The organism is Roseateles chitinivorans, assembly GCF_050632145.1.
In the GTDB taxonomy this organism is placed as follows: domain Bacteria; phylum Pseudomonadota; class Gammaproteobacteria; order Burkholderiales; family Burkholderiaceae_C; genus Roseateles; species Roseateles chitinivorans_B.
This window is the reverse complement of sequence record NZ_CP192577.1, coordinates 5360424-5383166: the sequence shown is the minus strand read 5'-3', so window position 1 is coordinate 5383166 and position 22743 is coordinate 5360424. Positions and strand designations below refer to the sequence as shown.

The 22743-nt window shown below is 67.3% G+C and carries 22 protein-coding genes, 5 tRNA genes and 1 pseudogene; 14 read left to right on the top strand and 14 right to left on the bottom strand.

What is annotated here, in order from left to right; translation table 11 throughout:
* The first annotated feature begins 41 nt into the window (after positions 1-41).
* From accD to ACQ86G_RS24690, 12 genes are all read left to right on the top strand, one after another.
* Positions 42-914 carry an acetyl-CoA carboxylase, carboxyltransferase subunit beta gene (accD, locus tag ACQ86G_RS24745; protein ID WP_088407350.1) on the top strand — a complete coding sequence of 291 codons (873 nt, stop codon included), beginning with the start codon at positions 42-44 and terminating at the stop codon, positions 912-914.
* 97 nt (positions 915-1011) lie between these two features.
* Positions 1012-2409: a bifunctional tetrahydrofolate synthase/dihydrofolate synthase gene (gene folC, locus ACQ86G_RS24740; protein WP_431257778.1), complete on the top strand. Its 1398-nt coding sequence runs from the start codon at positions 1012-1014 to the stop codon at positions 2407-2409.
* Between the two features lie 164 nt (positions 2410-2573).
* Positions 2574-3557: an SPOR domain-containing protein gene (locus ACQ86G_RS24735; RefSeq protein WP_431257777.1), complete on the top strand. Its 984-nt coding sequence runs from the start codon at positions 2574-2576 to the stop codon at positions 3555-3557.
* A gap of 65 nt (positions 3558-3622) precedes the next feature.
* Positions 3623-4111, top strand: a complete 489-nt coding sequence (locus tag ACQ86G_RS24730) for a CvpA family protein (RefSeq protein ID WP_431257776.1) — start codon at positions 3623-3625, stop codon at positions 4109-4111.
* Positions 4112-4183: 72 nt separating this feature from the next.
* Positions 4184-5695, top strand: coding sequence for an amidophosphoribosyltransferase (gene purF / locus ACQ86G_RS24725; RefSeq protein ID WP_431257775.1), 1512 nt, complete (start codon positions 4184-4186; stop codon positions 5693-5695).
* On the top strand, positions 5695-6930 hold the full coding sequence (locus ACQ86G_RS24720) for an O-succinylhomoserine sulfhydrylase (protein ID WP_431257774.1): 1236 nt from the start codon (positions 5695-5697) through the stop codon (positions 6928-6930). Before purF ends, ACQ86G_RS24720 begins: the two co-directional genes overlap by 1 nt.
* Entirely contained in the window at positions 6927-8327 is a 1401-nt protein-coding gene (gltX, locus tag ACQ86G_RS24715) for a glutamate--tRNA ligase (protein WP_431257773.1), read from the top strand. Before ACQ86G_RS24720 ends, gltX begins: the two co-directional genes overlap by 4 nt.
* Positions 8328-8588: 261 nt before the next feature.
* A tRNA-Glu gene (locus tag ACQ86G_RS24710) sits at positions 8589-8664 on the top strand.
* Between the two features lie 182 nt (positions 8665-8846).
* Positions 8847-8923: transfer RNA gene (locus ACQ86G_RS24705), tRNA-Asp, on the top strand.
* 47 nt (positions 8924-8970) lie between these two features.
* Positions 8971-9046: transfer RNA gene (locus tag ACQ86G_RS24700), tRNA-Ala, on the top strand.
* Positions 9047-9107: 61 nt separating this feature from the next.
* Positions 9108-9183, top strand: a tRNA-Glu gene (locus ACQ86G_RS24695).
* 102 nt (positions 9184-9285) lie between these two features.
* Positions 9286-9362 (top strand) — tRNA-Asp (locus ACQ86G_RS24690).
* Between the two features lie 75 nt (positions 9363-9437).
* On the opposite strand, the gene ACQ86G_RS24685 is transcribed toward ACQ86G_RS24690, so the two are convergent.
* Positions 9438-9743, bottom strand: coding sequence for a helix-hairpin-helix domain-containing protein (locus tag ACQ86G_RS24685; protein WP_431257772.1), 306 nt, complete (start codon positions 9741-9743; stop codon positions 9438-9440).
* A gap of 16 nt (positions 9744-9759) precedes the next feature.
* Positions 9760-10437, bottom strand: a complete 678-nt coding sequence (lexA, locus tag ACQ86G_RS24680; RefSeq protein WP_431257771.1) for a transcriptional repressor LexA — start codon at positions 10435-10437, stop codon at positions 9760-9762.
* A gap of 113 nt (positions 10438-10550) precedes the next feature.
* On the opposite strand from lexA, the gene ACQ86G_RS24675 reads away from it, so the two are divergent.
* Complete coding sequence (locus ACQ86G_RS24675; protein ID WP_431257770.1) at positions 10551-11486, top strand: asparaginase; 936 nt, start codon at positions 10551-10553, stop codon at positions 11484-11486.
* 103 nt (positions 11487-11589) lie between these two features.
* On the opposite strand, the gene ACQ86G_RS24670 is transcribed toward ACQ86G_RS24675, so the two are convergent.
* From ACQ86G_RS24670 to ACQ86G_RS24625, 10 genes and pseudogenes are all read right to left on the bottom strand, one after another.
* The gene (locus ACQ86G_RS24670) at positions 11590-12024 is read right to left on the bottom strand and encodes an organic hydroperoxide resistance protein (RefSeq protein WP_431046559.1); all 435 of its coding nucleotides are present in this window, start codon (positions 12022-12024) and stop codon (positions 11590-11592) included.
* A 58-nt stretch (positions 12025-12082) separates the two neighbouring features.
* Positions 12083-12574: a MarR family winged helix-turn-helix transcriptional regulator gene (locus ACQ86G_RS24665; protein ID WP_431261489.1), complete on the bottom strand. Its 492-nt coding sequence runs from the start codon at positions 12572-12574 to the stop codon at positions 12083-12085.
* Positions 12575-12807: 233 nt separating this feature from the next.
* Entirely contained in the window at positions 12808-14823 is a 2016-nt protein-coding gene (locus ACQ86G_RS24660; protein WP_431257769.1) for an ATP-binding cassette domain-containing protein, read from the bottom strand.
* Positions 14820-15721, bottom strand: a pseudogene (gene prmB, locus ACQ86G_RS24655) (50S ribosomal protein L3 N(5)-glutamine methyltransferase). The gene ACQ86G_RS24660 and the pseudogene prmB overlap by 4 nt, the downstream one beginning before the upstream one ends.
* Entirely contained in the window at positions 15718-16869 is a 1152-nt protein-coding gene (dapE, locus tag ACQ86G_RS24650; protein WP_431257768.1) for a succinyl-diaminopimelate desuccinylase, read from the bottom strand. The pseudogene prmB and the gene dapE overlap by 4 nt, the downstream one beginning before the upstream one ends.
* Before the next feature lie 31 nt (positions 16870-16900).
* Positions 16901-18067: a PilT/PilU family type 4a pilus ATPase gene (locus ACQ86G_RS24645; RefSeq protein ID WP_431257767.1), complete on the bottom strand. Its 1167-nt coding sequence runs from the start codon at positions 18065-18067 to the stop codon at positions 16901-16903.
* 56 nt (positions 18068-18123) lie between these two features.
* Positions 18124-18942 (bottom strand): 2,3,4,5-tetrahydropyridine-2,6-dicarboxylate N-succinyltransferase, encoded by an 819-nt coding sequence (dapD, locus tag ACQ86G_RS24640; protein ID WP_431257766.1) that lies wholly within the window; start codon positions 18940-18942, stop codon positions 18124-18126.
* Positions 18943-19032: 90 nt separating this feature from the next.
* Positions 19033-20283 carry a succinyldiaminopimelate transaminase gene (dapC, locus tag ACQ86G_RS24635; protein WP_431257765.1) on the bottom strand — a complete coding sequence of 417 codons (1251 nt, stop codon included), beginning with the start codon at positions 20281-20283 and terminating at the stop codon, positions 19033-19035.
* Between the two features lie 98 nt (positions 20284-20381).
* On the bottom strand, positions 20382-20804 hold the full coding sequence (locus ACQ86G_RS24630; protein ID WP_431257764.1) for a DUF5615 family PIN-like protein: 423 nt from the start codon (positions 20802-20804) through the stop codon (positions 20382-20384).
* Complete coding sequence (locus tag ACQ86G_RS24625; RefSeq protein WP_431257763.1) at positions 20801-21193, bottom strand: DUF433 domain-containing protein; 393 nt, start codon at positions 21191-21193, stop codon at positions 20801-20803. The genes ACQ86G_RS24630 and ACQ86G_RS24625 overlap by 4 nt, the downstream gene beginning before the upstream one ends.
* Positions 21194-21210: 17 nt before the next feature.
* On the opposite strand from ACQ86G_RS24625, the gene ACQ86G_RS24620 reads away from it, so the two are divergent.
* Positions 21211-21483, top strand: coding sequence for a hypothetical protein (locus ACQ86G_RS24620; RefSeq protein ID WP_431257762.1), 273 nt, complete (start codon positions 21211-21213; stop codon positions 21481-21483).
* 72 nt (positions 21484-21555) lie between these two features.
* On the opposite strand, the gene ACQ86G_RS24615 is transcribed toward ACQ86G_RS24620, so the two are convergent.
* Both ACQ86G_RS24615 and queF read right to left on the bottom strand, forming a co-directional pair.
* Positions 21556-21981 carry an SET domain-containing protein gene (locus ACQ86G_RS24615; protein WP_431257761.1) on the bottom strand — a complete coding sequence of 142 codons (426 nt, stop codon included), beginning with the start codon at positions 21979-21981 and terminating at the stop codon, positions 21556-21558.
* Positions 21982-22013: 32 nt separating this feature from the next.
* Positions 22014-22445 (bottom strand): preQ(1) synthase, encoded by a 432-nt coding sequence (gene queF, locus ACQ86G_RS24610; protein ID WP_431261488.1) that lies wholly within the window; start codon positions 22443-22445, stop codon positions 22014-22016.
* Positions 22446-22743 lie beyond the last annotated feature (298 nt).

Genomic DNA, 22743 nt, shown 5'->3' with positions numbered 1-22743 from the left:
ATCTCCGCCCGGTCGTCCGGCCTTAGCTATAGGAGCCCGCCATGAGTTGGCTTGAGAAACTGCTTCCCCCGAAGATCCAGCAGACCGACCCCGACCAGCGCCGCACGGTGCCGGAAGGCCTGTGGATCAAGTGCCCGTCCTGCGAAACGGTGCTGTACAAGACCGACCTCGAGCAGAACGTCAACGTCTGCCCGAAGTGCGGCCACCATCACCGCATCGGCGCCCGCGCCCGCCTGGACGCGTTCCTGGACGGCGAGGGCCGTTACGAGGTCGGCCAGGAAGTGCTGCCCGTGGACGCGCTGAAGTTCAAGGACAGCAAGAAGTATCCGGACCGGCTCAAGGAAGCGCTGGAATCGACCGGCGAGACCGACGCGCTGGTCGTCATGGGCGGCGCCGTGATGAGCATCCCGGTCGTGGCGGCCTGCTTCGAGTTCGACTTCATGGGCGGCTCGATGGGCTCCGTGGTCGGCGAACGTTTCGCACGCGGCGTCGAGACCGCGCTGGAGCAGAAGACCCCCTTCATCTGCTTCACCGCCACCGGCGGCGCGCGGATGCAGGAAGGCCTGCTCTCGCTGATGCAGATGGCCAAGTCCAACGCCGCGCTCACGCGTCTGGCCAAGGCGAAGCTGCCCTACATCAGCGTGCTGACCGACCCGACCATGGGCGGCGTCTCGGCGAGCTTCGCGTTCGTCGGCGACATCGTCATCGCGGAACCGAAGGCGCTGATCGGCTTCGCCGGCCCGCGCGTGATCGAGAACACCGTGCGCGAGAAGCTGCCCCCGGGCTTCCAGCGCGCCGAGTTCCTGATGGAGAAGGGCGCCATCGACATGATCGTCGACCGCCGCAAGCTGCGCGAGGTCATCGCCCGCAACCTGGCCATCCTGCAGCGGCAGAGTTCCGACGCGGTCGCCTGACGTCGCGACAGTGAACCGCCCTCCGGGTGGTGACGGTACTCAGCACGGCCAGACCACGCCCGGTCTGGCCGTCTTCATTTGAGCCTTGGAATTTCCGATGTCCTCCACTTCGTCCGTGTCGGCCTCTCCCGACGATCTTTCCATTCCGGTGCTGATCCCCGGCGGTGACGCGCAGCAGGTGCTCGACGCCTGGCTGGCGCGCTGCGAGCGGCTGCATCCGAAGGAAATCGACATGACGCTGGCGCGCGTCGCCGAGATGCGTCAGCGCCTGAACCTGAACTTCGGGCCTGACACGCCGGTCGTGATGGTCGCCGGCACGAACGGCAAGGGCTCGACCTGCGCCATGCTGGAAAGCGTCGCGCTGCAGGCAGGCTACCGCGTCGGCCTCTACATCAAGCCGCACCTGGTGCACTTCCAGGAGCGCTGCCGCGTCGGCGGCCGCCCGGTCGACGCCGCGGCGCTGCTGCCGCACTTCGAGGCGGTGGAGCAGGCCCGCGGCGACCTGGCGCTGACCTACTTCGAGTTCACGACGCTGGCGATCCTGCACAAGCTGGCGTCCGAGCCGCTGGACCTGGTGATCCTCGAAGTCGGCCTCGGCGGACGCCTGGACGCGGTGAACCTCATCGACGCCGACTGCAGCGTGATCACCAGCATCGACCTGGATCACACCGAATACCTCGGCCCGGACCGCGAATCCGTCGGCCGCGAGAAGGCGCACATCATGCGTCCGGGCAAGCCGGCGATCGTGTCCGACCCGATGCCGCCAGCGTCCATCGCGGCCTATGCCGAGTCCATCGGCGCCGAGGTGCGGCAGCTCGGCCGCGATTTCAGCTATTCCGGCGACCGCCAGCAGTGGCAGTGGGCCGGACGCGCGCGGCGCTACAGCGGCATGTCCTACCCGGCGTTGCGCGGCGTCAACCAGTTGCTGAACGCCTCCGGCGTGCTGGCGGTCTTCGAAGCCCTGTACGAGCGGCTGCCGATCTCCGCGCAGGCGGTGCGCGCGGGACTGGCGCTGGTGGAGCTGCCGGGGCGCTTCCAGGTCATCCCGGGTTCGCCGATGCTGGTGATGGACGTCGCGCACAACCCGCATGCGGTGGCCGCGCTGGCGCAGAACCTCGACCAGATGGGTTTCTATCCGCGTACCCGGGCCGTGTTCGGCGCGATGGCGGACAAGGACCTTGCCAACATCCTGGCGCGCATTTCCCCGCTGATCGATCACTGGCATTTCTGCGACCTGCCGATCGCGCGTGCGGCGAGCGCCCAGGCGCTGCAGGCGCGCTTCGACGAGGCCCGCGCCGCCGGCACGCTGCAAACCCCGAAGGACGTTGGCGTCTCGCTGCATGCGGACCCGGCGTCGGCCCTGGCCGCCGCGGCGGCCGAGGCGGACCCCGCTGATAGAATTTTGGTCTTCGGTTCGTTCTTCACCGTGGGCGGCGTGCTCAAGAACGGCATCCCGAGACTGGGCGGCGGCGTCCAGCCGGAAGCCGAGTCTTGAAACGGGTGGCATTGAGCGCTTCGCAACGCTGCATTCGAATCGCTCGCAGTTGAAGTCGGCGGCCTCTGTCCGTATCTGCGGAGGGGCCGCTTTCCGCTCCGGGGCCCCGGCCCCGACGGCACTCCCGCGGCGACGGCGCGGCATCAACCAGGTTCTCCGAGTACATGGGTTTTCTGTCCTTCCTGAAGCGCGGCGAAGCGAAAGACTCCGGCGACCGGAGCGGTGATCGCAGCGAGCGAAGCCGTTCCGGCGACGGCGGGCGGGGGCGTTCCCGCGGCGGCGCCGAGGCTGTCGACGACGTCCAGCAACTGCGCCTGCGGGCGCGCCGGCGCCTGATCGGCGCCGCGGTGCTGGTGGGGGTGGCGGTGATCGTGTTCCCGTTGCTGTTCGAGACCCAGCCGCGTCCGATCCCGGTCGACCTGCCGATCGACATTCCGCGCAAGGATGGCGCCACGCCGTTGACCATTCCCGCGCCGGCCGCGCAGACCTCGCGTGGCCAGACCGGCGGGGGCGACGCGGGCCGCGGCATCATCACCGAGTCCGCCGAGCAGGCCGCCGCCGACCGCTCGGTCCCGCCGCCGAATGTGCAGACGAATGTGCCGCCGGAGACGCCGCGCGATCCGGTGGCCGACCAGGTGGCCCAGGCCATGCCGCCCACGCGCATGGACACCAAGCCGGACGAGCGGGCGACGATCGCCGAGCCGGCACGTCCGGCGCGCGTCGAGCCCAAGCCCGAACACAAGCCCGAAGCCAGACCCGAGACCCGGCCGGAGCGCAAGCCCGAGCCCAAGGTCGAAGCCAAGCCCGAACGCAAGCCTGATCCGAAACCCGACACCCGCTCGGCGGATGCTGCCCGTGCGCAGGCACTGCTGGAGGGGCGGTCCTCCTCCGAGAAGAAGCCCGACGCCGCGGCGTCCGGCGCGCGCTTCATCGTCCAGGTCGGCGCCTACGCCGACGGCAAGGCCGCGCAGGACGTGCGCGCGAAGGTGGAGCGCATGGGCCTGAAGACCTACACCCAATCGGTCGACACGGCGGACGGCAAGCGCATCCGCGTGCGGGTCGGGCCGTTCAACTCGCGCGACGAGGCGGACAAGGTCGCGGCGAAGGTCCGCGGCGGCGGCCTGTCGTCGGCCGTGCTGACGCTCTGACGGGCCGGCACGGAGCACCCCACGATGCACGCCCATGAACCCGTCGCCCACGCCCGATCGACACGATGAACTGGGTCGACCTCGCGCTGTTGAGCCTGCTGGTGGTGTCGGTGTTGCTGGGTGCCTGGCGCGGCCTGGTGTTCGAGCTCATGACGATCGCCGGCTGGCTGGTCGCGTATGCCGCCTCGCCCTTCGTGGCGCCGTTCATCGAGCGCTTCCTGCCCGCGGAGAAGATCGGCCCGTCGCTGATCCATGCCGTCGGTCTGGTGCTGGCCTTCATCCTGGTGCTGTTGATCTGGGGCCTGGGCGCCAAGCTGATCCGGGCGCTGATCCACGCGACGCCGCTGGGCGTGCTGGACCGGCTCGGCGGCGCCGCCTTCGGCGTGCTGCGCGCGGCGCTGCTGGCGCTGCTGGCGACGGTGATCGTCGACATGACGCCAGCCGTGCGCTCGCGGCCTTGGACCGAATCACAGATCGCGCCCTGGCTGCAGGCCACGCTCGCGCAGGTGAAGCCGCTGTTGCCGGCGGCCCTGCAGGACTACATTCCGGCCTGAGCGTCACGAGCGCCCCGGCCATCGCTTCTCTCGTCGTTTTCCTCCTGTTCCCGAAGCATTAAGGACCTCCCCATGTGCGGCATCGTCGGTGTGATTTCCAAGGCGCCGGTCAACCAGCTGATCTATGACGCGCTGCTGCTGCTGCAGCATCGCGGCCAGGACGCGGCCGGCATCGTCACGATGCAAGGCAACAAGTGCTTCATGCACAAGGCGCGCGGCATGGTGCGCGACGTGTTCCGCACCCGCAACATGCGCGGTCTGCCAGGCACCGTCGGTCTCGGCCAGGTCCGTTATCCGACGGCCGGCAACGCCTATTCCGAGGAAGAGGCGCAGCCGTTCTACGTCAACGCGCCCTACGGCATCGTGCTGGTCCACAACGGCAACCTGACCAACGCGCATGCGCTGAAGGCCGAGCTGTTCGACGTCGACCGCCGCCACATCAACACCGAGAGCGACACCGAAGTCCTGATCAACGTGCTCGCGCACGAACTCGAGATGGCCGGCCGCGACCTGCCGCTGACGCCGGCGCAGATCTTCAAGGCCGTGGGCACGGTGCACAAGCGCATCAAGGGCTCGTATGCCGTGATCGCGCTGATCGCCGGGCATGGCCTGCTCGCCTTCCGCGATCCGTACGGCATCCGTCCGCTGTGCTTCGGCCAGGCGGCCGACGGCGAGGTGATGGTCGCCAGCGAAAGCGTGGCGCTCGAAGGCACCGGCCATGTGCTGACGCGCGACCTCGCGCCCGGCGAGGCCCTGTTCATCGACACCGCCGGCACGGTCCACACACAGCAGTGCGCCGAGCACCCGACGCTGAATCCCTGCATGTTCGAGTTCGTCTACCTGGCGCGCCCGGACTCGGTGATGGACGGCATCTCGGTCTACCAGGCCCGCCTGAACATGGGCGAGACGCTGGCCCAGCGCCTGATCTCGACGATCCCGCCGAGCGAGATCGACGTCGTGATCCCCATCCCCGAATCGAGCCGTCCGTCGGCGATGCAGCTCGCGCACCGCATCGGCAAGCCGTACCGCGAGGGCTTCGTCAAGAACCGCTACGTCGGCCGGACCTTCATCATGCCGGGCCAGTCCACGCGCAAGAAGTCGGTGCGCCAGAAGCTCAACGCGATCGGCCTCGAGTTCAAGGGTCGCAACGTGCTGCTGGTCGACGACTCCATCGTGCGCGGCACGACCTCCAAGGAGATCGTGCAGATGGCCCGCGAGGCCGGCGCTAACAAGGTCTACCTGGCCTCGGCCGCGCCGCCGGTGCGCTTCCCCAACGTGTACGGCATCGACATGCCGACCAAGGAAGAGCTGATCGCCCATGGTCGCTCGATCGAGGAGATCCGCCAGTTCATCGGCGCCGACGCGCTGATCTACCAGGATGTCGATGCGATGAAGCGCGTTGTCGGCCAACTGCGCCCGGGTCTCAACGGCTTCGAGGCCTCGTGCTTCGATGGCACCTACATCACCGGCGACGTCTCGGTCGAGGACTTCGCGACCATGCAGGCGCAACGCAAGTCGCAGCCCGAGGAAGAAGACCTGCCGGCGCGCAGCCGCCTGGCGCTGCAGAGCGGTGGGGACCAGTGATGAGCAACGAGAAGAAGGGCGGCATCCCGCGCGTGGACCTGCCGGCCGACGTCCGTTTGGACACGCTTGCCGTCCGCGAGGGCCTGCCGCCGTCGCCCTGGGGCGAGAACTCGGAAGCGCTGTACCTGACCAGTTCTTTCGTGCATCCGGACGCGGCCACCGCCGCGCGCCGCTTCGCCAACGAGGAGGAGGCCTTCGTCTACAGCCGCTTCTCGAATCCGACGGTCATGATGATGGAGCGCCGGCTGGCCGCGCTCGAAGGCACCGAGGCCTGCATCGCGACCTCGTCCGGCATGTCAGCGATCATGCTGCTGGTGATGGGCCTGCTGAAGTCCGGCGACCATGTGGTGTGCTCGCGCTCGGTGTTCGGCTCGACCATCAAGCTGCTGCAGGGCGAGTTCGGCAAGTTCGGCGTCCAGACGACCTTCGTGTCGCAGACCGATCTGGCCGAGTGGAAGAACGCGCTGCAGCCCAACACCAGGCTGCTGTTCGCCGAGACGCCCACCAATCCGCTGACCGAGGTCTGCGACGTCGCCGCGCTGGCGGAGATTGCGCACGCGCACGGCGCGCTGCTGGCGGTCGACAACTGCTTCGCCTCGCCCGCGCTGCAGCAGCCGACGAAGATGGGCGCGGACTTCATCATCCACTCCGGCACCAAGTACCTCGACGGCCAGGGCCGCGTGATTGCGGGCGCGATCTGCGCCTCGGCCAGGTACGTCGACGAGGTGTTCACGCCGGTGATGCGCTCGGTCGGCATGTCGCTGTCGCCGTTCAACGCCTGGGTCGTGCTCAAGGGCATGGAGACGCTGTCGGTGCGCATGAAGGCGCAGACCGCCAGCGCCGCCGTGCTGGCCGAATGGCTGGAAGCGCATCCCGGCATCGAGCGCGTCTACTACCCGGGCCTGAAGTCGCATCCTCAGCATGAGCTCGCGATGCGCCAGCAAGGCGGGCAGGGCGGGGCGGTGGTGTCGTTCATCGTGAAGAGCAACGCGGACGACAAGGGCCGCGCCGCCGCCTTCCATGTGATCGACGGGACGAAGATCTGCTCGATCACCGCCAACCTCGGCGACACCAAGACCACCATCACGCACCCGGCCAGCACCTCGCATGGCCGGCTCACCGAGCCGCAGCGCCAGGCTGCCGGCATCACGCAGGGCCTGATCCGCGTCGCGGTCGGCCTCGAAGACATCGAAGACATCAAGGCCGACCTGGCCCGCGGTTTAAATTCCCTATGACGACTCCCTCCACCCCGGTCCGCACCCGCATCGCCCCGTCGCCGACGGGCTTCCTGCACCTCGGCACGGCGCGCACGGCGCTGTTCTCGTGGGCCTACGCGCGCCATCACGGCGGCGAATTCGTGCTGCGCATCGAGGACACCGACGTCGCGCGCTCGACGCAGGATTCGGTCGAGCAGATCCTCGCCTCGATGAAGTGGCTGGGCCTCGAGTACGACGAGGGCCCGATCTACCAGATGCAGCGCCTGGAGCGCTATCACGCGGTCATCGAGCAGATGATCGCGGCCGGCACCGCCTACCGCTGCTACTGCTCGCCCGAGGAACTCGCGACGATGAAGGCCGGCCAGGAAGCACGCGGCGAGAAGCGCCGCTACGACGGCACCTGGCGCCCGGAACCGGGCAAGACGCTGCCCGCGATTCCCGCAGGCATCGAGCCGGTGGTGCGCTTCAAGAATCCGATCGACGGGGACGTGACCTGGGACGACCTCGTCAAGGGACCGATCACGATCAACAACCGCGAGATCGACGACCTCATCCTGCTGCGTCCGGACGGCGTGCCGACCTACAACTTCGCGGTGGTGATCGACGACTGGGACATGAAGATCACCCACGTCTTCCGCGGCGACGAGCACATCAACAACACACCCTGGCAGATCAACCTTTTCAACGCGCTGGGCGCGGCGCTGCCGGCCTACGGGCATATCCCCGTGATCCTGGGAGACGACGGCCAGAAGCTGTCCAAGCGCCGCGGCGCGGTCAGCGTCACCGCGTATGAAGAGAACGGCTATCTGCCGGAGGCGATGCTGAACTACCTCTCGCGCCTGGGCTGGAGCCACGGCGACGATGAGCTCTTCAGCATCGAACAGATGGTGTCGTGGTTCGACGGCAGCCACATTTCCAAGAGCCCGGCCCAGTGGGATCCGGCCAAGCTGGAGTGGGTGAATGCGCATTACATCAAGTTGGCCGAAGACGCCCGCCTGGCCGCACTCGTGACGACGCAGTTGGCCAAGCGCGAACTGGCGGTGCCGGCCCGTCTGGTCGAGATGTGCGCGCTGTTCAAGGACCGCTGCAGCACGACGGTGGCGCTGACGGACTGGCTGGCGATGTATGTGTCGCCAGTGACGATCAGCGACGCGGATCGCGCGCAGCATCTGACCGACGCGGTGAAGCCGGCCGTCCTGGCGCTGGCGGACAAACTCGACGCGCTGGCGGTCTGGGACAAGCCCTCGATCAGCGCCGCGATCAAGGAAACGATCACCGCGCACGGCCTGAAGATGCCGCAACTGGCGATTCCCGTCCGTGTGCTGGCCTGCGGCCGGTCGCAGACGCCGTCCGTGGACGCGGTGCTGGAACTTTTCGACAAAGAAATTTTGTTGAACCGCTTGCGCTCCGTTTAAAACTCGATCTATACTCTCGTTCTCGCTTGAACAGCGCGTTGTTCGAAACGAACTTCGAAGCGGCAGACGATGAATCTAAACGGGGAGCGCGAGCTCCCCGATGAAATTCAAAAGCCGAAAAGAAGCCGGATCGAATTCCCCGAAGGGGTATAGCTCAGCTGGGAGAGCGCTTGCATGGCATGCAAGAGGTCAGCGGTTCGATCCCGCTTACCTCCACCAAACCTCGGTTTGCGTGGCGCGCGGTTCAAGGAAGAAGGTTTTGTCCCCTTCGTCTAGAGGCCTAGGACACCACCCTTTCACGGTGGCTACAGGGGTTCGAATCCCCTAGGGGACGCCAAGTTTCGAACTTGGTTATTGACCAGAGATTGAACGAGAAAATCGAAAAATTCTTCGGAAATCGATTTGATCGTTGTCAAAATCAGGTACAGTAACGAAATCGACGCAGCGATGACATCAAGCAATTGATCGAATCAAAGCGGAAAAAGTTTGATGCGACGGATCGAAAGATCTTGAGTATCTGGAGTGGTAGTTCAGTTGGTTAGAATACCGGCCTGTCACGCCGGGGGTCGCGGGTTCGAGCCCCGTCCACTCCGCCAACACAGTTGAGACTCGGGCGGCGTACCGATTCGATGCGAAAGCATTCGGGGGTATAGCTCAGCTGGGAGAGCGCTTGCATGGCATGCAAGAGGTCAGCGGTTCGATCCCGCTTACCTCCACCAGAACACCTTCGGGTGTGACGGTTGCAAGGTACGCGCAGTTCGAGTCAAGGCAGCAAGTCCAGTCCCCTTCGTCTAGAGGCCTAGGACACCACCCTTTCACGGTGGCTACAGGGGTTCGAATCCCCTAGGGGACGCCAAGTTTGACAAGGCTTGGCTGAATCGCGGTTCCGTTTGGAGCCGGTTGTTTGCAGCGAAACTTGTTCGCAAATGATATCGAAGCACTCAATAGCGTCGTATCTGGAGTGGTAGTTCAGTTGGTTAGAATACCGGCCTGTCACGCCGGGGGTCGCGGGTTCGAGCCCCGTCCACTCCGCCAACATTAAAACCCTGTCGATGAAAATCGGCAGGGTTTTTTCTTTGGCGCATTCGATTGCGTTTGATGAGTCTGGGGTCAGAGATCCGGATACTCGCGCTTCCGCTGCGCCGTATAACTCCACCAATCCCGTGACGGACCGCCGTTCATGAAATCGACGGCCGCCATATAGGTATCCAGTACGCACGGGTCGTGCCGCTGGCCGGTGAGCTTGCAAATCCGCTGATACAGCGCGAAAGCATCGGCACCCACGAGATCCGCCGGCTGATGAATCCCCATCAGCTCGAAATCCCGCACCATCGCCGGTCCGATGTTGGGAATCTGCCGAAGCGACGTACATTCGGCGGCCGAAGCCGCTTTGGTGTGCGTCTTTCGCGCGCTCATGAGGGGATCCCGACGCTCAGTGGAAGCCGCCGGAACGGATCAGGCCGACGGCCAAGCCTTCGATCGCAAACTGCTCATCGGGCGTGACCTCGATCGGCTCGAAGTCGGGGTTCTCGGGCAGCAGCCGGATGCCGTCGGCGTGGCGCTGGAAGCGCTTCACGGTGACCTCTTCCCCGATGCGTGCCACGACCACCTGGCCGTTGCGGGCCTCACTGATCTTCTGCACGGCGAGCAGGTCGCCATCCATGATGCCGATGTCCTTCATGCTCATGCCTTTGACACGGAGCAGGAAGTCCGGCGCCTTCGAGAACATGGAAGCGTCGACGCTATAGTGCTGCTCGACGTGTTCCTCGGCCAGGATGGGCGCACCCGCGGCGACGCGGCCCACCAGCGGCAAGGTCAGCTGTGCGAGGCTCGCCAGCGGCAGCGCGAACTGGCTGTGCTCCCGGGCGCGATTGACCTGGCGCAACGCCGTCGACGGCAGCCGGATCCCGCGGGCGGTGCCGCCCACCAGCTCGATGACGCCCTTGCGCGCCAAGGCCTGCAGATGTTCCTCGGCCGCGTTGGCGGACTTGAAGCCGAGCTGCTGCGCGATCTCCGCGCGGGTGGGTGGCGATCCGGTGCTCTCGATGCTGTCGCGGACCAGATCGAAGATCTGCTGTTGCCGGGCAGTGAGTTTGGGCGGAGTGTCCACGAGCAAGCCTTTATTCGATTGAGGGGCGGATGTCGAAGACGCGGCGACCTGAGGGTTCGAAGGCCGCCTGAGAATTCATCCAGCATCTGGATTTTTATACAGGAGACGAGAAATTGCAAAGCGCGGCCCAGACCCTCGTGATCATCGGCACCGGCGGGACCATCGCCGGCGCCTCCGGCAGTGCGACGGACAACGTCGGCTACAAGGCCGGCTCGCTGTCGGTCGAGTCGCTGGTGGGGGCAGTGCCGGCGCTCGCGTCCAAGGCGCTGGAGGCTGAGCAGCTCGCCCAGCTCGACAGCAAGGACATGGATCACGCGACCTGGGCGCGGCTGGCGCGCCGGGTGCGCGAGCACCTGGACCGTCCCGAGGTCCGCGGCATCGTGATCACGCACGGCACGGACACGCTGGAAGAGACCGCTTACCTGCTGCAGCGCGTGCTCGCGCCGGAGAAGCCGGTGGTGCTGACGGCGGCGATGCGGCCGGCGACGGCGATTCAAGCGGACGGGCCGCAGAACCTGCTCGATGCGGTGGCCGTGGCGGAAACCGTCGGCGTGCGCGGTGTCGTCGCGGTGGTCGCGGGTCAGGTCTTGTCGGGTCTGGAGTTGCGCAAGACGCACACCTACCGGCTCGATGCCTTCGAGACCGGGCCCGATGCCGGTCCGCTGGCCGTGGTGGAGGAGGGCGTCGTGCGCCGCTTCCGCGACTGGCCGCATGGCGAGGCGTTGGGCGCGAACGTGCTGCCTGAAGACGCGTCGCGGTGGCCGTGGGTCGAGGTGCTCGCCAGTCATGCGGGCGCCGATGCGCGTTCGCTCGACGCATGGCGCGCGGCCGGACTCCAGGGCCTGGTGTTGGCCTGCACGGGGAACGGCACGCTGAACCAGGCGTTGGAAGCGCCGGTGCAGGCGCTGAAGGACGCGGGCGTTCCGGTCTGGCGCACGACGCGCTGTGCGCAGGGCCGCATCGTCGGCGCGATCGACGAGCCTGCTGCGGCGCTGTCGCCCTGGGCCGCGCGCGTCGAACTGATGCTCACGCTGCTGCGGTCACGCTGAGCGCGTCGCGGCGCTCCCCAACGACAAAGCGCCGGCAGTGCCGGCGCTTTTTTCATCGCAGATCCGGAACGAGCCGGACCCGGACGATCAGACGATCAGACGATCAGACGATCGTCAGCGTGACGTCGATGTTGCCGCGGGTGGCGTTCGAGTACGGGCAGACCTCGTGCGCCTCGGCGACCAGCTTCTCCAGCGCGGCGCGGTCCATGCCCGGCACCGAGATCTTCATCGACACGGCGATGCCGAAGGCGCCCGGCTTGTTGGCGTGAGGGCCGATGCCGACTTCGCTGGTGATCGAGACTTCGGCCGGCAGGGCGACCTTGTTGCGCCCGGAAACGGCCTTCATCGCGCCGATGAAGCAGGCCGAGTAGCCGGCGGCGAACAGCTGTTCCGGGTTGGTGCCGGCGCCGTCGTCGCCGCCCAGCGCCTTGGGCGTGGACAGCTGGACCTTCAGACGGTCATCCGACGATTGCGCGGTGCCTTGACGGCCGCCGGTGGCGGTGGCGGTGGCGGTGTAGAGGGCTTTTTCGATGGCCATGTGAGGCTCCTTGGTGGTGATGGGTGAAGGTGGGTGGGGGTGAACGGACAACTCGGGGTCAGGTCTCGCCCTCCTCGTCGGCAGTGACGGGAAGGGCGGGATCACGGGCCAGGTGGGTCAGTACGTTGGCTCGCAATTCATGCAGGCGTCGGGTCAGCGATTCCAGTTCGGCGGGGCCGCAGGCGCTGGCGCAGGCCAGTTGTTCGGGGATGGCGACGGCTTGATCGCGCAGGGCGCGCCCAGTCGTCGTCAGGTGGATCTCGACGCGGCGCTCGTCGGCCAGCGCGCGTCGACGTTCGATGAGGCCATTCGCTTCCAGGCGCTTCAGCAGCGGCGTCAGCGTGCCGGAATCCAGGTTCAGCCGTTGCCCCAGATCGGACACGCTCGGGCCGTCGGTCTCCCACAGCACCAGCATCGCCAGGTACTGGGGATAGGTCAGGCCCAATGGAGCCAGCAGCGGCTTGTAGAGCTTGGTCATCGCCAGCGAGGTCGAATACAGCGCGAAGCACAGCTGAACGTCCAGCTTCAACCAGTCCGTGCCGGCCGGCATCGGCAGGCCGCGGGAATCGGCCACGGCGACTGCGGCGGCGTCCTGCGGGTTGAAGGGTGTTGTCTTCGGCATGGGATGAACTATAGCGAGCAATTCAATTGTGCACAATTGAAATGGTCTTTGAGCGCGGTTGACGGGAACTATCGGCGGCAGTCGCCGGAACTTCCAGAAAGAAAAACGCCCCGGAGACCGAGGTCGCCGAGGCGTTCGTGGAGCGGTGTGCCGAGGCGGGTTCAGCCTGTCGCCTGGATGGCGTCGACCTGCTCGCTGAGTTCCAGCCAGCGCAGTTCCGCAGCTTCGACCTCGTCGGCGATGGCCTTCAGGCGCTTGCCGGCGTCCGCGATCTGCGCGGGCGTCTGGCTGGCGCTGGACAGCTGCGCTTCGAGCGCGGCCCGTTCTTGCGTCCACGCCTTCATGCGGGCGTCGATCTGCTCCATCTCCTTGCGCAGCGGGCGTGTCTGCTCGGACAGCTTCTGACGGGCCTGGCCGCTGAGCTTGCGATCCTCGCGCTTGACGGGCACGGGCGGCGCCACCGGCGCGGCGGCCACGGGCGCCGCGACCACCGGGGCCGGTGCGGGAGCGGGCGACGCACTGCTGGTGCGCGCGGCACGCAGCGCCTGCTTGGCCTCTTCCTTGGCAAGCTTCGCTGCCTCCTTGGAACGATCCAGCAGCCAGCGCTGGTAGTCGTCCAGGTCGCCGTCGAAGGGTGCCAGCTTGCCGTCGGCCACCAGCCAGAACTCGTCGCAGACCTCGCGCAGCAGCGCACGATCGTGGCTGACCAGCATGACGGTGCCTTCGAACTCGTTGAGCGCCATCGACAGCGCCTCGCGCGTCTGCAGGTCCAGATGGTTGGTCGGCTCGTCCAGCAGCAGCAGATTGGGGCGCTGCCAGACCAGCATCGCCAGCACCAGCCGCGCCTTCTCGCCGCCGGACAGGCTGCCCACCTCCTGGTTGACCATGTCGCCGACGAAGCGGAACTGGCCCAGGAAGTCGCGCAGCTCCTGCTCACGGGCGTTCGGGCTGACCTCCTTGGCCAGCCGGATCATGTGCATCAGCGGGCCCTCGTCGGGCCGCAGCACGTCCATCTCCTGCTGCGCGAAGTAGCCGATCGACAGGCCCTTGCCTTCGGTGATCGTGCCGCCCATCGCGCGCTGCATGCGCGCCACCGTCTTCACGAAGGTCGACTTGCCCTGGCCGTTCGCGCCCAGGATGCCGAAGCGCTGGCCGGCCAGCACCGAGCGGTCGATGCCGCGCACGATGACCTTCTCGCCCTCGTCGGTGTCGTAGCCCACCGAGACCGTATCGAACATCAGCATCGGATTGGGCAGGTTCTGCGGTTCGCGGAACTCGAAGCTGAAGTCCGACGCCGTCAGCACCGGCGCAAGGCGCTCCATGCGCTCCAGCGCCTTCACCCGGCTCTGCGCCTGCTTGGCCTTGCTGGCCTTGGCCTTGAAGCGGTCGATGAACTTCTGCAGATGCGCCATGCGCTCCTGCTGCTTGCTGAACGCCTGCTGCTGCTGGAGCATGCGTTCGGCGCGCATCGATTCGAACGCCGTGTAGTTGCCGCCGTAGCGGTGCAGCTTGGCCTCGTCCAGGTGCAGCGTGACCTTGGTGATCGCGTCCAGGAATTCGCGGTCATGGCTGATGATGATCATCGTGCCTTCATAGCGCTGCAGCCACGCTTCCAGCCAGACCAGGGCGTCCAGGTCCAAGTGGTTGGTGGGTTCGTCCAGCAGCATCAGGTCGGACGGGCACATCAGCGCGCGCGCCAGCTGCAGCCGCATGCGCCAGCCGCCGGAGAAGCTGTTGACCGGCGCGTCGACCTGCGCGCCCTTGAAGCCCAGGCCCATCATCAGCGCCTGCGCGCGGGCGGGCGCGTCGAGGCTGCCGGCGTCCATCAGCAGCGCGTAGGCGTCGGCGATGGCGTGGCCGTCGTCGGCGGCCTCGGCCTCGGCCAGGGCCTTGCGCGCGGCCATCAGGCGGACGTCGCCCTCCAGCACGAACTCGGTGGCCGGCATGTCGGTCTCGGGCATGTGCTGCGCCACCTCGGCGAGGGCCCAGTGACGCGGGATCTCCACGTCGCCCTTGTCGCTGTGCAGGCGGTCGGTCAGCAGCGAGAACAGGCTGGACTTGCCGGCGCCGTTGCGGCCCACCAGACCGACCTTCTCGCCGGGTTGCAGCACGACGCTCGCGTCATCGAGGACGACCTTGGTGCCGCGGCGCAGCACGATGTTGCGCAGCGTGATCATGGGGAAACTCCTTGTGTGTCTTCATGGCCGAAGCCCGCGGCGACCAGCGCCTCGCGGGTCAGCAGCAGGACCTGGTCCTCGCCCGCGGAGGTCTCGAGCCAGAAGGCCTCAAGTTGCGGGAAGGCGGTTTCAAAAATTCGCGCTCGTTGCCGATCTCCAGGACCAGCACCGCCTGCGGCTTCATCTGCGCAGGGGCGTCGGACAGCAGCTCGCGGATGAAGTCCATGCCGTCGGCGCCGCCCGCCAGCGCCAGCTCGGGCTCGGCGCGGTACTCGTGCGGCAGCGCCGCCATCGACGTGCTGTTCACGTACGGCGGATTGCACAGGATCAGATCGTAGGGACCCTGAGCCGGCGCGAGACCGTCGCCCTGCAGCAGGCGGATGCGGTCGCCGAGCTGATGACGCTCGACGTTGATCGCCGCGACCGCGAGCGCCTCGGCGCTCAGGTCGATCGCATCGACCGCCACGTCCGGCCAGGCCATCGCGGCCAGCACGGCCAGGCTGCCGTTGCCGGTGCACAGGTCCAGCACGCGGGTGGTCTGGTCCGACAGCCAGGCGTCGATGGTCGCGTCGGCCAGCAGCTCCGCGATGAAGCTGCGCGGCACGATGGCGCGTTCGTCGACGTAGAAGGGCACGCCCTGCAGCCACGCCTCGCGCGTCAGGTAGGCGGCGGGCTTGCGCGTGGCAACGCGCTCGGCGACCAGCGCTTCGACCTTCGCGCGGCCGGCGTCGTCGACGACGTCGGTTTCGTGGTCGTCCAGCGCGTCCAGCGGCAGGTCCAGCGCCCACAGGCTCAACCAGGCAGCCTCGTCGAAGGCGTTCGTCGTGCCGTGCCCAAACGAAACGCCCGCCTCACGGAGGCGGGCGGCCTGGGCCTCGATCAATTCCAACAGCGTCACAGCAGCAGGTTCTCCAGGGTGCGTCGGTAGATGCGCGTCAGCGGCGCGATCTGGTCCAGCGGCACGTATTCGTCGATCTTGTGGATGCTCGCATTGAGCGGTCCGAATTCCACCACCTGCGGGCAGAGCTTGGCGATGAAGCGGCCGTCCGAGGTGCCGCCGGTCGTGGACAACTCGGCGTTGACGCCGGTCTCGGCCTCGATGGCGGCGCTGATGGCGGCCGACAGCTCGCCCACCGGCGTCAGGAAGGGCTCGCCGGACAGCGACCAGTCCAGCGTGTATTCCAGGCCGTGGCGGTCCAGCAGCGCGTGCACCCGCTGACGCAGACTCTCCGGCGTCGACTCGGTCGAGAAACGGAAGTTGAAGTCCACCACCATCTCGCCGGGGATCACGTTGCCGGCGCCGGTGCCGGCAGCGATGTTGGAGATCTGGAAGGTCGTCGGCGGGAAGTACGCGTTGCCATTATCCCATTCGCTCACGGCCAGTTCGGCCAGCGCCGGCGCGGCCTGATGGACCGGGTTGCGCGCGAGATGCGGATAGGCGACGTGGCCCTGCACGCCGATCACGCGCAGCTTGCCGGACAGTGAGCCGCGGCGCCCGTTCTTGACGGTGTCGCCGAGGCGTTCGACCGAGGTCGGCTCGCCGACGATGCAGTAGTCGAGCCGCTCGCCGCGAGCGCGCAGACGCTCGACGCAGACGACGGTGCCGTCACGCGCCGGGCCTTCCTCGTCGCTGGTCAGCAGGAAGGCGACGCTGCCTCGGTGGTCCGGATGCATCGCGGCGAAGTCCTCCGCGGCGACGACCATGGCCGCCAGCGAGGTCTTCATGTCCGCCGCGCCGCGCCCGTACAGGCGGTCGCCGCGCACGGTGGGGACGAAGGGATCGCTGGTCCACTTCGCGAGATCGCCGGTGGGCACGACGTCGGTATGGCCGGCGAAGACCAGCAGGGGGCCGTCCGACGACTGTCCGCGACGCACGGCCCACAGGTTGCTGACGTGGAAGTCGTCCGGCCCGCTGTCCATGCGCTCGAGCGTGAAGCCGGCGGCGGCCAGCCGCGCGCCGATCAGGTCGAGGCAACCGGCGTCGGCCGGTGTCACCGACGGGCGGGCGATCAGCTGCTCCAGCAGCGCGAGGGTCAGGTCGTCCATCGGTGGGAGCGGTCGTCGGCGCGCCGGGGCGTCAACCCGGCTGCACGTCCAGCGTGATGGACGTGAAGTTGGCGGTGTCCTCGGCCGGCTCTTCCTTCTTCGGCGCGCCCGGGCCGCCGGGCTTGACGCCCGGACCGTCGTTCTGCAGGCGCCAGAGCAGGTTGGTCGGCGAGTCGGCGAAGGCGAGGCCTTCCTCGCGCGTGATCGTGCCTTCGGTGATGAGGCGGGCGAAGTGTTCCTCGAAGCTCTGCGAGCCCTCGGCCATGGACTTCTCCATCGCCTCCTTGACGCCGGCGAAGTCGCCCTGCTCGATCAGCTCGGCCACCAGCTTGGTGTTCAACAGGATTTCCGTGACCGGCACGCGGCCGCCCGCGGCGGCGCGCACCAGGCGCTGCGAGACCACCGCCTTCAGGCCGGCGCCCAGGTCGTTCAGCATCGCCGGACGCGATTCCGGCGTGTAGAACGACATGATCCGGTTCAGCGCGTGGTAGCTGTTGTTGCCGTGCAGCGTCGCGACGACCAGGTGGCCCGACAGCGCGTACGAGATCGCGGCCGTCATCGTCTCGCGGTCGCGGATCTCGCCGATCAGGATGCAGTCCGGCGCCTGGCGCAGCGCGTTCTTCAACGCGATGCCCAGGGACGCGGTGTCGCGGCCGACCTCGCGCTGGTTGACCAGCGAGCGCTTGTTGGTGAACAGGTATTCCAGCGGATCCTCGATCGTGAGGATGTGGCCGGTCATCGTCTGGTTGCGGTGCTCCAGCATCGACGCGAGCGTCGTGCTCTTGCCGGTGCCGGTCGCGCCGACCATCAGGATCAGGCCGCGCTTCTCGGTGATCAGCTTGGCCAGGATGGGCGGCAGGCCCAGGCTGTCCAGCGTCGGGATGACGTGCGGGATGTGGCGGAACACGGCCGCGATCGAGCCGCGCTGGCGGAAGCCTGACAGCCGGAAGCTGCCGACCTTGGGGATGGAGACCGCCAGGTTCAGCTCGCCGTTGGTGTCGAGCTCGGACATGTGCTGCGCGTCGACGACCTCGGAGATCAGCGCGCGCGGCTGCGCGGGCGTCAGCAGCTGGTCCGACAGCTGCAGCATCTGTCCGTTGATCCGGATCAGCACCGGCATGTTGGCCGACAGGTAGGTGTCGGATGCGCCTTTCTCGGCCATCAGGCGCAGGATGCGCTCCATGTTTCCCGTGCTCATGCGGTCTCCTCCGGACGGATGATCTTGTTCAGCGTGGCGTCGTGAAGCTCGTGGCTTCAGGCGCGCAGCAGCTCGTTGATGCTGGTCTTCGCGCGGGTGCCGGCGTCGACCTTCTTGACGATGATCGCGGCGTACAGGCTGTACTTGTCGTTCTTCGGCAGGCTGCCGCTGATGACGACCGAACCCGCCGGGACGCGGCCGTACGTGACGGTGTCCGTCTCGCGGTCGTAGATCGGGGTGCTCTGGCCGATGTAGACGCCCATCGAGATGACCGAGTTCTCCTCGACGATCACGCCCTCGACGATCTCCGAGCGGGCGCCGATGAAGCAGTTGTCCTCGATGATGGTCGGGTTGGCCTGCAGCGGCTCCAGCACGCCGCCGATGCCGACGCCGCCGGACAGGTGGACGTGCTTGCCGATCTGCGCGCAGGAGCCGACGGTGGCCCAGGTGTCGACCATGGTGCCTTCGTCGACGTAGGCGCCGATGTTGACGTAGGAGGGCATCAGCACGACGTTCTTGGCCATGAAGCTGCCGCGGCGGGCGACGGCCGGGGGCACGACGCGCACGCCGGCGGCGCGCAGCTGTTCGTCGGACTGGCCGCCGAACTTGGTCGGGACCTTGTCGAAGAAGGTCATGTCGCCGGCGCCCATCTGGCGGTTGTCGTTCAGGCGGAACGACAGCAGCACGGCCTTCTTGACCCACTGGTGCACGGTCCATTCACCGACGGCCTTGCGCTCGGCCACGCGCAGCGTGCCGGCGTCCAGGCCGGCGATGACCTCGTCCACCGCCGCGCGCACTTCGGGGCTGTTGGCGGAGGTCAGGTTGGCGCGGCCTTCCCAGGCGAGGTCGATGATCGATTGCAGGTCTTGCGTCATGGTGCGGAGGGGTTCGGGGAAAGAGGGTGGATTCGGGGCGAATGCGGTGGATACGCGAAGCAGATCGTGGGGCGGACCGGCGGAGCCGGATCAGGCGGACGTCTTGAGTTGCTTCACGAAGGAGACGATGCGATGGGCGGCTTCCAGGCATTCGGCCTGCTCGGCCACCAGTGCCAGGCGGATGCGGCCGGCGCCGGGGTTGATCCCATGGGCGTCGCGGGCCAGCAGGCTGCCGGGCAGAACGCCGACATTGTATTGAGCGAGCAGCCCCTGGGCGAAGCCAATATCGTTACCGTCTGGCACGGCCGCCCACAGGTAGAAACCCGCGTCGGGCAGGGCGACGTCCAGGACCTCGGCCAGCAGCGGCGTGACGGCGGCGAACTTGGCGCGGTACTGCGCGCGGTTGGCGATCACATGGTCCTCGTCGTCCCAGGCGGCGATGCTGGCGGCCTGGATCATCGGGTTCATGGCCGAGCCATGGTAGGTCCGGTACAGCAGGAAGCGCTTGATCCACGCGGCGTCGCCGGCGACGAAGCCCGAGCGCATGCCCGGCACGTTGGAGCGCTTGGACAGGCTGGTGAAGGCGATCAGGTTGCGGAAGTCCGGCCGGCCGAGCTGCGCGGCGGCCTGCAGGCCCGACAGCGGCGCGGCATCGGGGCCGTCGCGGAAATAGATCTCTGAGTAGCACTCGTCCGAGGCGATCACGAAGCCGTGGCGGTCGCTGAGCTCGAACAGCGTCTGCCACTCGGACAGCGGCATGACCGCGCCGGTCGGGTTGCCCGGCGAGCAGACGTACAGCAGCTGCGTGCGCGACCAGGTCGCCTCGTCGATCTGCGACCAGTCGGGGGCGAAGTTGCGCGCCGGGTCGGAGTTGGCGAAGGCGGGCGTCGCGCCGGCCAGCAGCGCGGCGCCCTCGTAGATCTGATAGAACGGATTGGGGCAGACGACGGTCGCGCCGGGGCAAGACGGATCGATCACCACCTGCGCGAGGGCGAACAGCGCCTCCCGCGAGCCGTTGACCGGCAGGATCTGCGTGGCGGGATCGAGGGCCAGCGCATAACGCCGCTGCAGCCAGCCGGCGATGGACTCGCGCAGCGGCAGTTGACCCGCGGTGGCCGGATAGCCCGACAGCCCCTTGAGGTTGGCCATCAGCGCGTCCTCGACCAGCTTCGGCGCCGGGTGCTTCGGCTCGCCGATGCCCAGCGAGATCGGCCGGAATTCGGGGTTGGGAACGATGCGCTGGGTCAGGGCGCTCAGCCGCTCGAACGGGTAGGGGTTCAGCAGCGCCAGGCGAGGGTTGACCGGTGGTGGGACCGGCTGCGAAGCGGGGGTGGAGCTCATGCGCGGAATCATAGGCGGGCGCCCAAGGGCGGGTCGTACTTACGTCGACAACGGAGACTTGTGTTCCAGACGTAAGGTCGTCGACTTTTCTTGCGGCGCTAGATCGCAGGGATGGTGTAGCGGATCCATCGCACCGATCGATCGGGCAAGAGAGACACCTCAAGTGCCTGGTTCACGAGATCCGTGCCCTGTTCGGCAAGCACGTGGAGGGTGTAGTCGAACATCGCCAGCTGCAACGCGGTCGATAGCTTGTCGCTTGCATTGAGGCAAACAAGTCCCGCGTGGATGGGCTGCCTGGCGTGTTCGCCCCCGGGGTTGTCTTCGCCTTCGCCTCGAAAATCACTTGCGTTCCTGGTCACGAGGGTGAAGTCCTCCGCGACGATGCGTTCGATCAGCCTGTGGTCCTTGGTCCCTGACCAGCCGCGATTGCGCACGCAGGTGGATTCGACGTGACCGGCCCGCACGGCGGAATCGACCAGTGCCGGCGACAGGCACTCATCGATCAGGAACTTGAAGATCATGGATGCGGGAGCTTCAGCTTTGCGGTGCCGCTGGCGATGACCTTCGCCGTCGGGTACATGTCGGTGATCCGCAGCGGGCGCCCGCGCCTCGGATGCGCGGCCATGTAGATCCGCGCGGCGTCGATGTGCGCTTCCGTGAGGAACGGGTAGTCCGACTGGATCTGCGCGCGGTCTTCCCCGCAATCGATCCTGCCGACCACCATGTCGATGGGAACGCGGGAGTGGATGAAGCACGGCGCGCCGCCCATGATCTCGACGTCCGAGATCACGAGGCGGTCGGCGTTGTCGACATCCTTGGCCCGGCTGGTCGCTTCCGCGACGAAGCTGGAGATGTCGACGACGATGCCGCGCCCGGGGAGGGCGATGGTCCAGTCGATGTCGTGTGGCACGGGGCGAAGTCCAAAAGTTGATCCCTCACCTGGGATCGTTCAACTCTGGCGGTGAGGTCGGCCAACACCTGTTTGCGGGCTGCGGCTTGAAGCACGGCGTCGTTGGCGAAGAAGAATCGCGCATACGCGGCGAGGAGGCGCGCCAATCTTCGAGCGTTTCCATCGCGCTGGAACAGGGAGTCCGGCACCAGGTGCTCGTCGACCAGCCGGTTGACCTGACTCGTGCTCACATCGCCGATATAGGCAACTTCGGCGGCGGGAACGAAGGGTTGCGGCATGCTCATGATTAATCCTTCCGAATGATCGGAAGATATATCTCGACCCACCTGGAGTCAAGGAATCGGGAGCGATCCGCGAGAGACCTAGAGCGAGCCGCGGCAGCCCGGCGCGCCGCAGCGGCAGGCCAGGCGCCCCTCGTGGTGCGTGAGGCCGTAGTCGACGGTGATCTCGTCGCCGGGATCCAGGTCGCGCAGCGCGAAGAAGCGGATCTCGCCGTCCTCGACCTGGATGCGGGCGTTCGGCGAGCAGCTGTGATTGGTGAACCGCATCGCGTCCTGCGAGCGGCTCGCATCGATCGCCCGCGCTGGCGACAGCTCCACCAGCATCAGCCGCCGGCGCTCCTGCGCGCGGCGCCGTGCCTCGGCGACGGTGATCGACTCGCCGGTCAGCAGACCGAGGCAGGTGCCGGCAGGGATGGCCTCGGCCGCGAACACGCCGTAGCCGTCGATGCGGCTGCGCCTGAGCGCGACCGCGACGAACTGCGTGTCCGTGTCATAGGCGAGGGCCATCCGCTGCTGTCTCGGGACTCCGGCTCAGCCGCTCAGCGCAGCAGGCCGGTCTCGAAGCCGTGCGCCGGCAGGTCCACCGCGGGCAGCGGCTTCCAGCCCGTCTTGCGGTGCTCGGTCACGACGTTCGTGTAGATGCCGCCGCGCACGTACCACTTGGCGGTGATGCGGATGAAGCGCGGGTTGGTGACCTTCACGATGTCCTCGAGGATGGTGTTGGTCACCTTCTCGTGGAACGCGCCCTCGTCACGGTAGCTCCAGAAGTACATCTTCAGGCTCTTGAGCTCGACGCAGTACTGGTCCGCGATCATGTCGATCGTGAAGTGCGCGAAGTCCGGCTGGCCGGTCAGCGGGCAGTGGCAGGTGAACTCGGGGATCTGGAACTGGATGACGTAGTCGCGTTCCGGCGCCGGGTTGGGGAAGACGTGGATCTCCTTGCTCGGTCGGCTCGGCGGGTTGGGCGGCATGTCGCGCATCTTGGGCGGCACGGCCGTGTCGGCCTTGGCCGCCTTCGTCGACTTGCCGGCCTTGATCGGCTCGACGAACGTCAGCGCCTTGGACGCCTTCGGGGCCTTGGCCGCCTTGGCGGTGGAGGAGGAAACGGCAGCCGGCGCGGCCGGCTTGGCGGAGGTGGTCTTGGCCATGGGCGGGAGATGAATGCGGGTGGCGGCCGGGTCGCTGCTTCAGAGGGCGGCGGCGGCCGGAATGCGAAGGGCGCGATGGTATCATCCGCCGCGAATCGAGCGCCCCGTGAAGGGGCGTTTC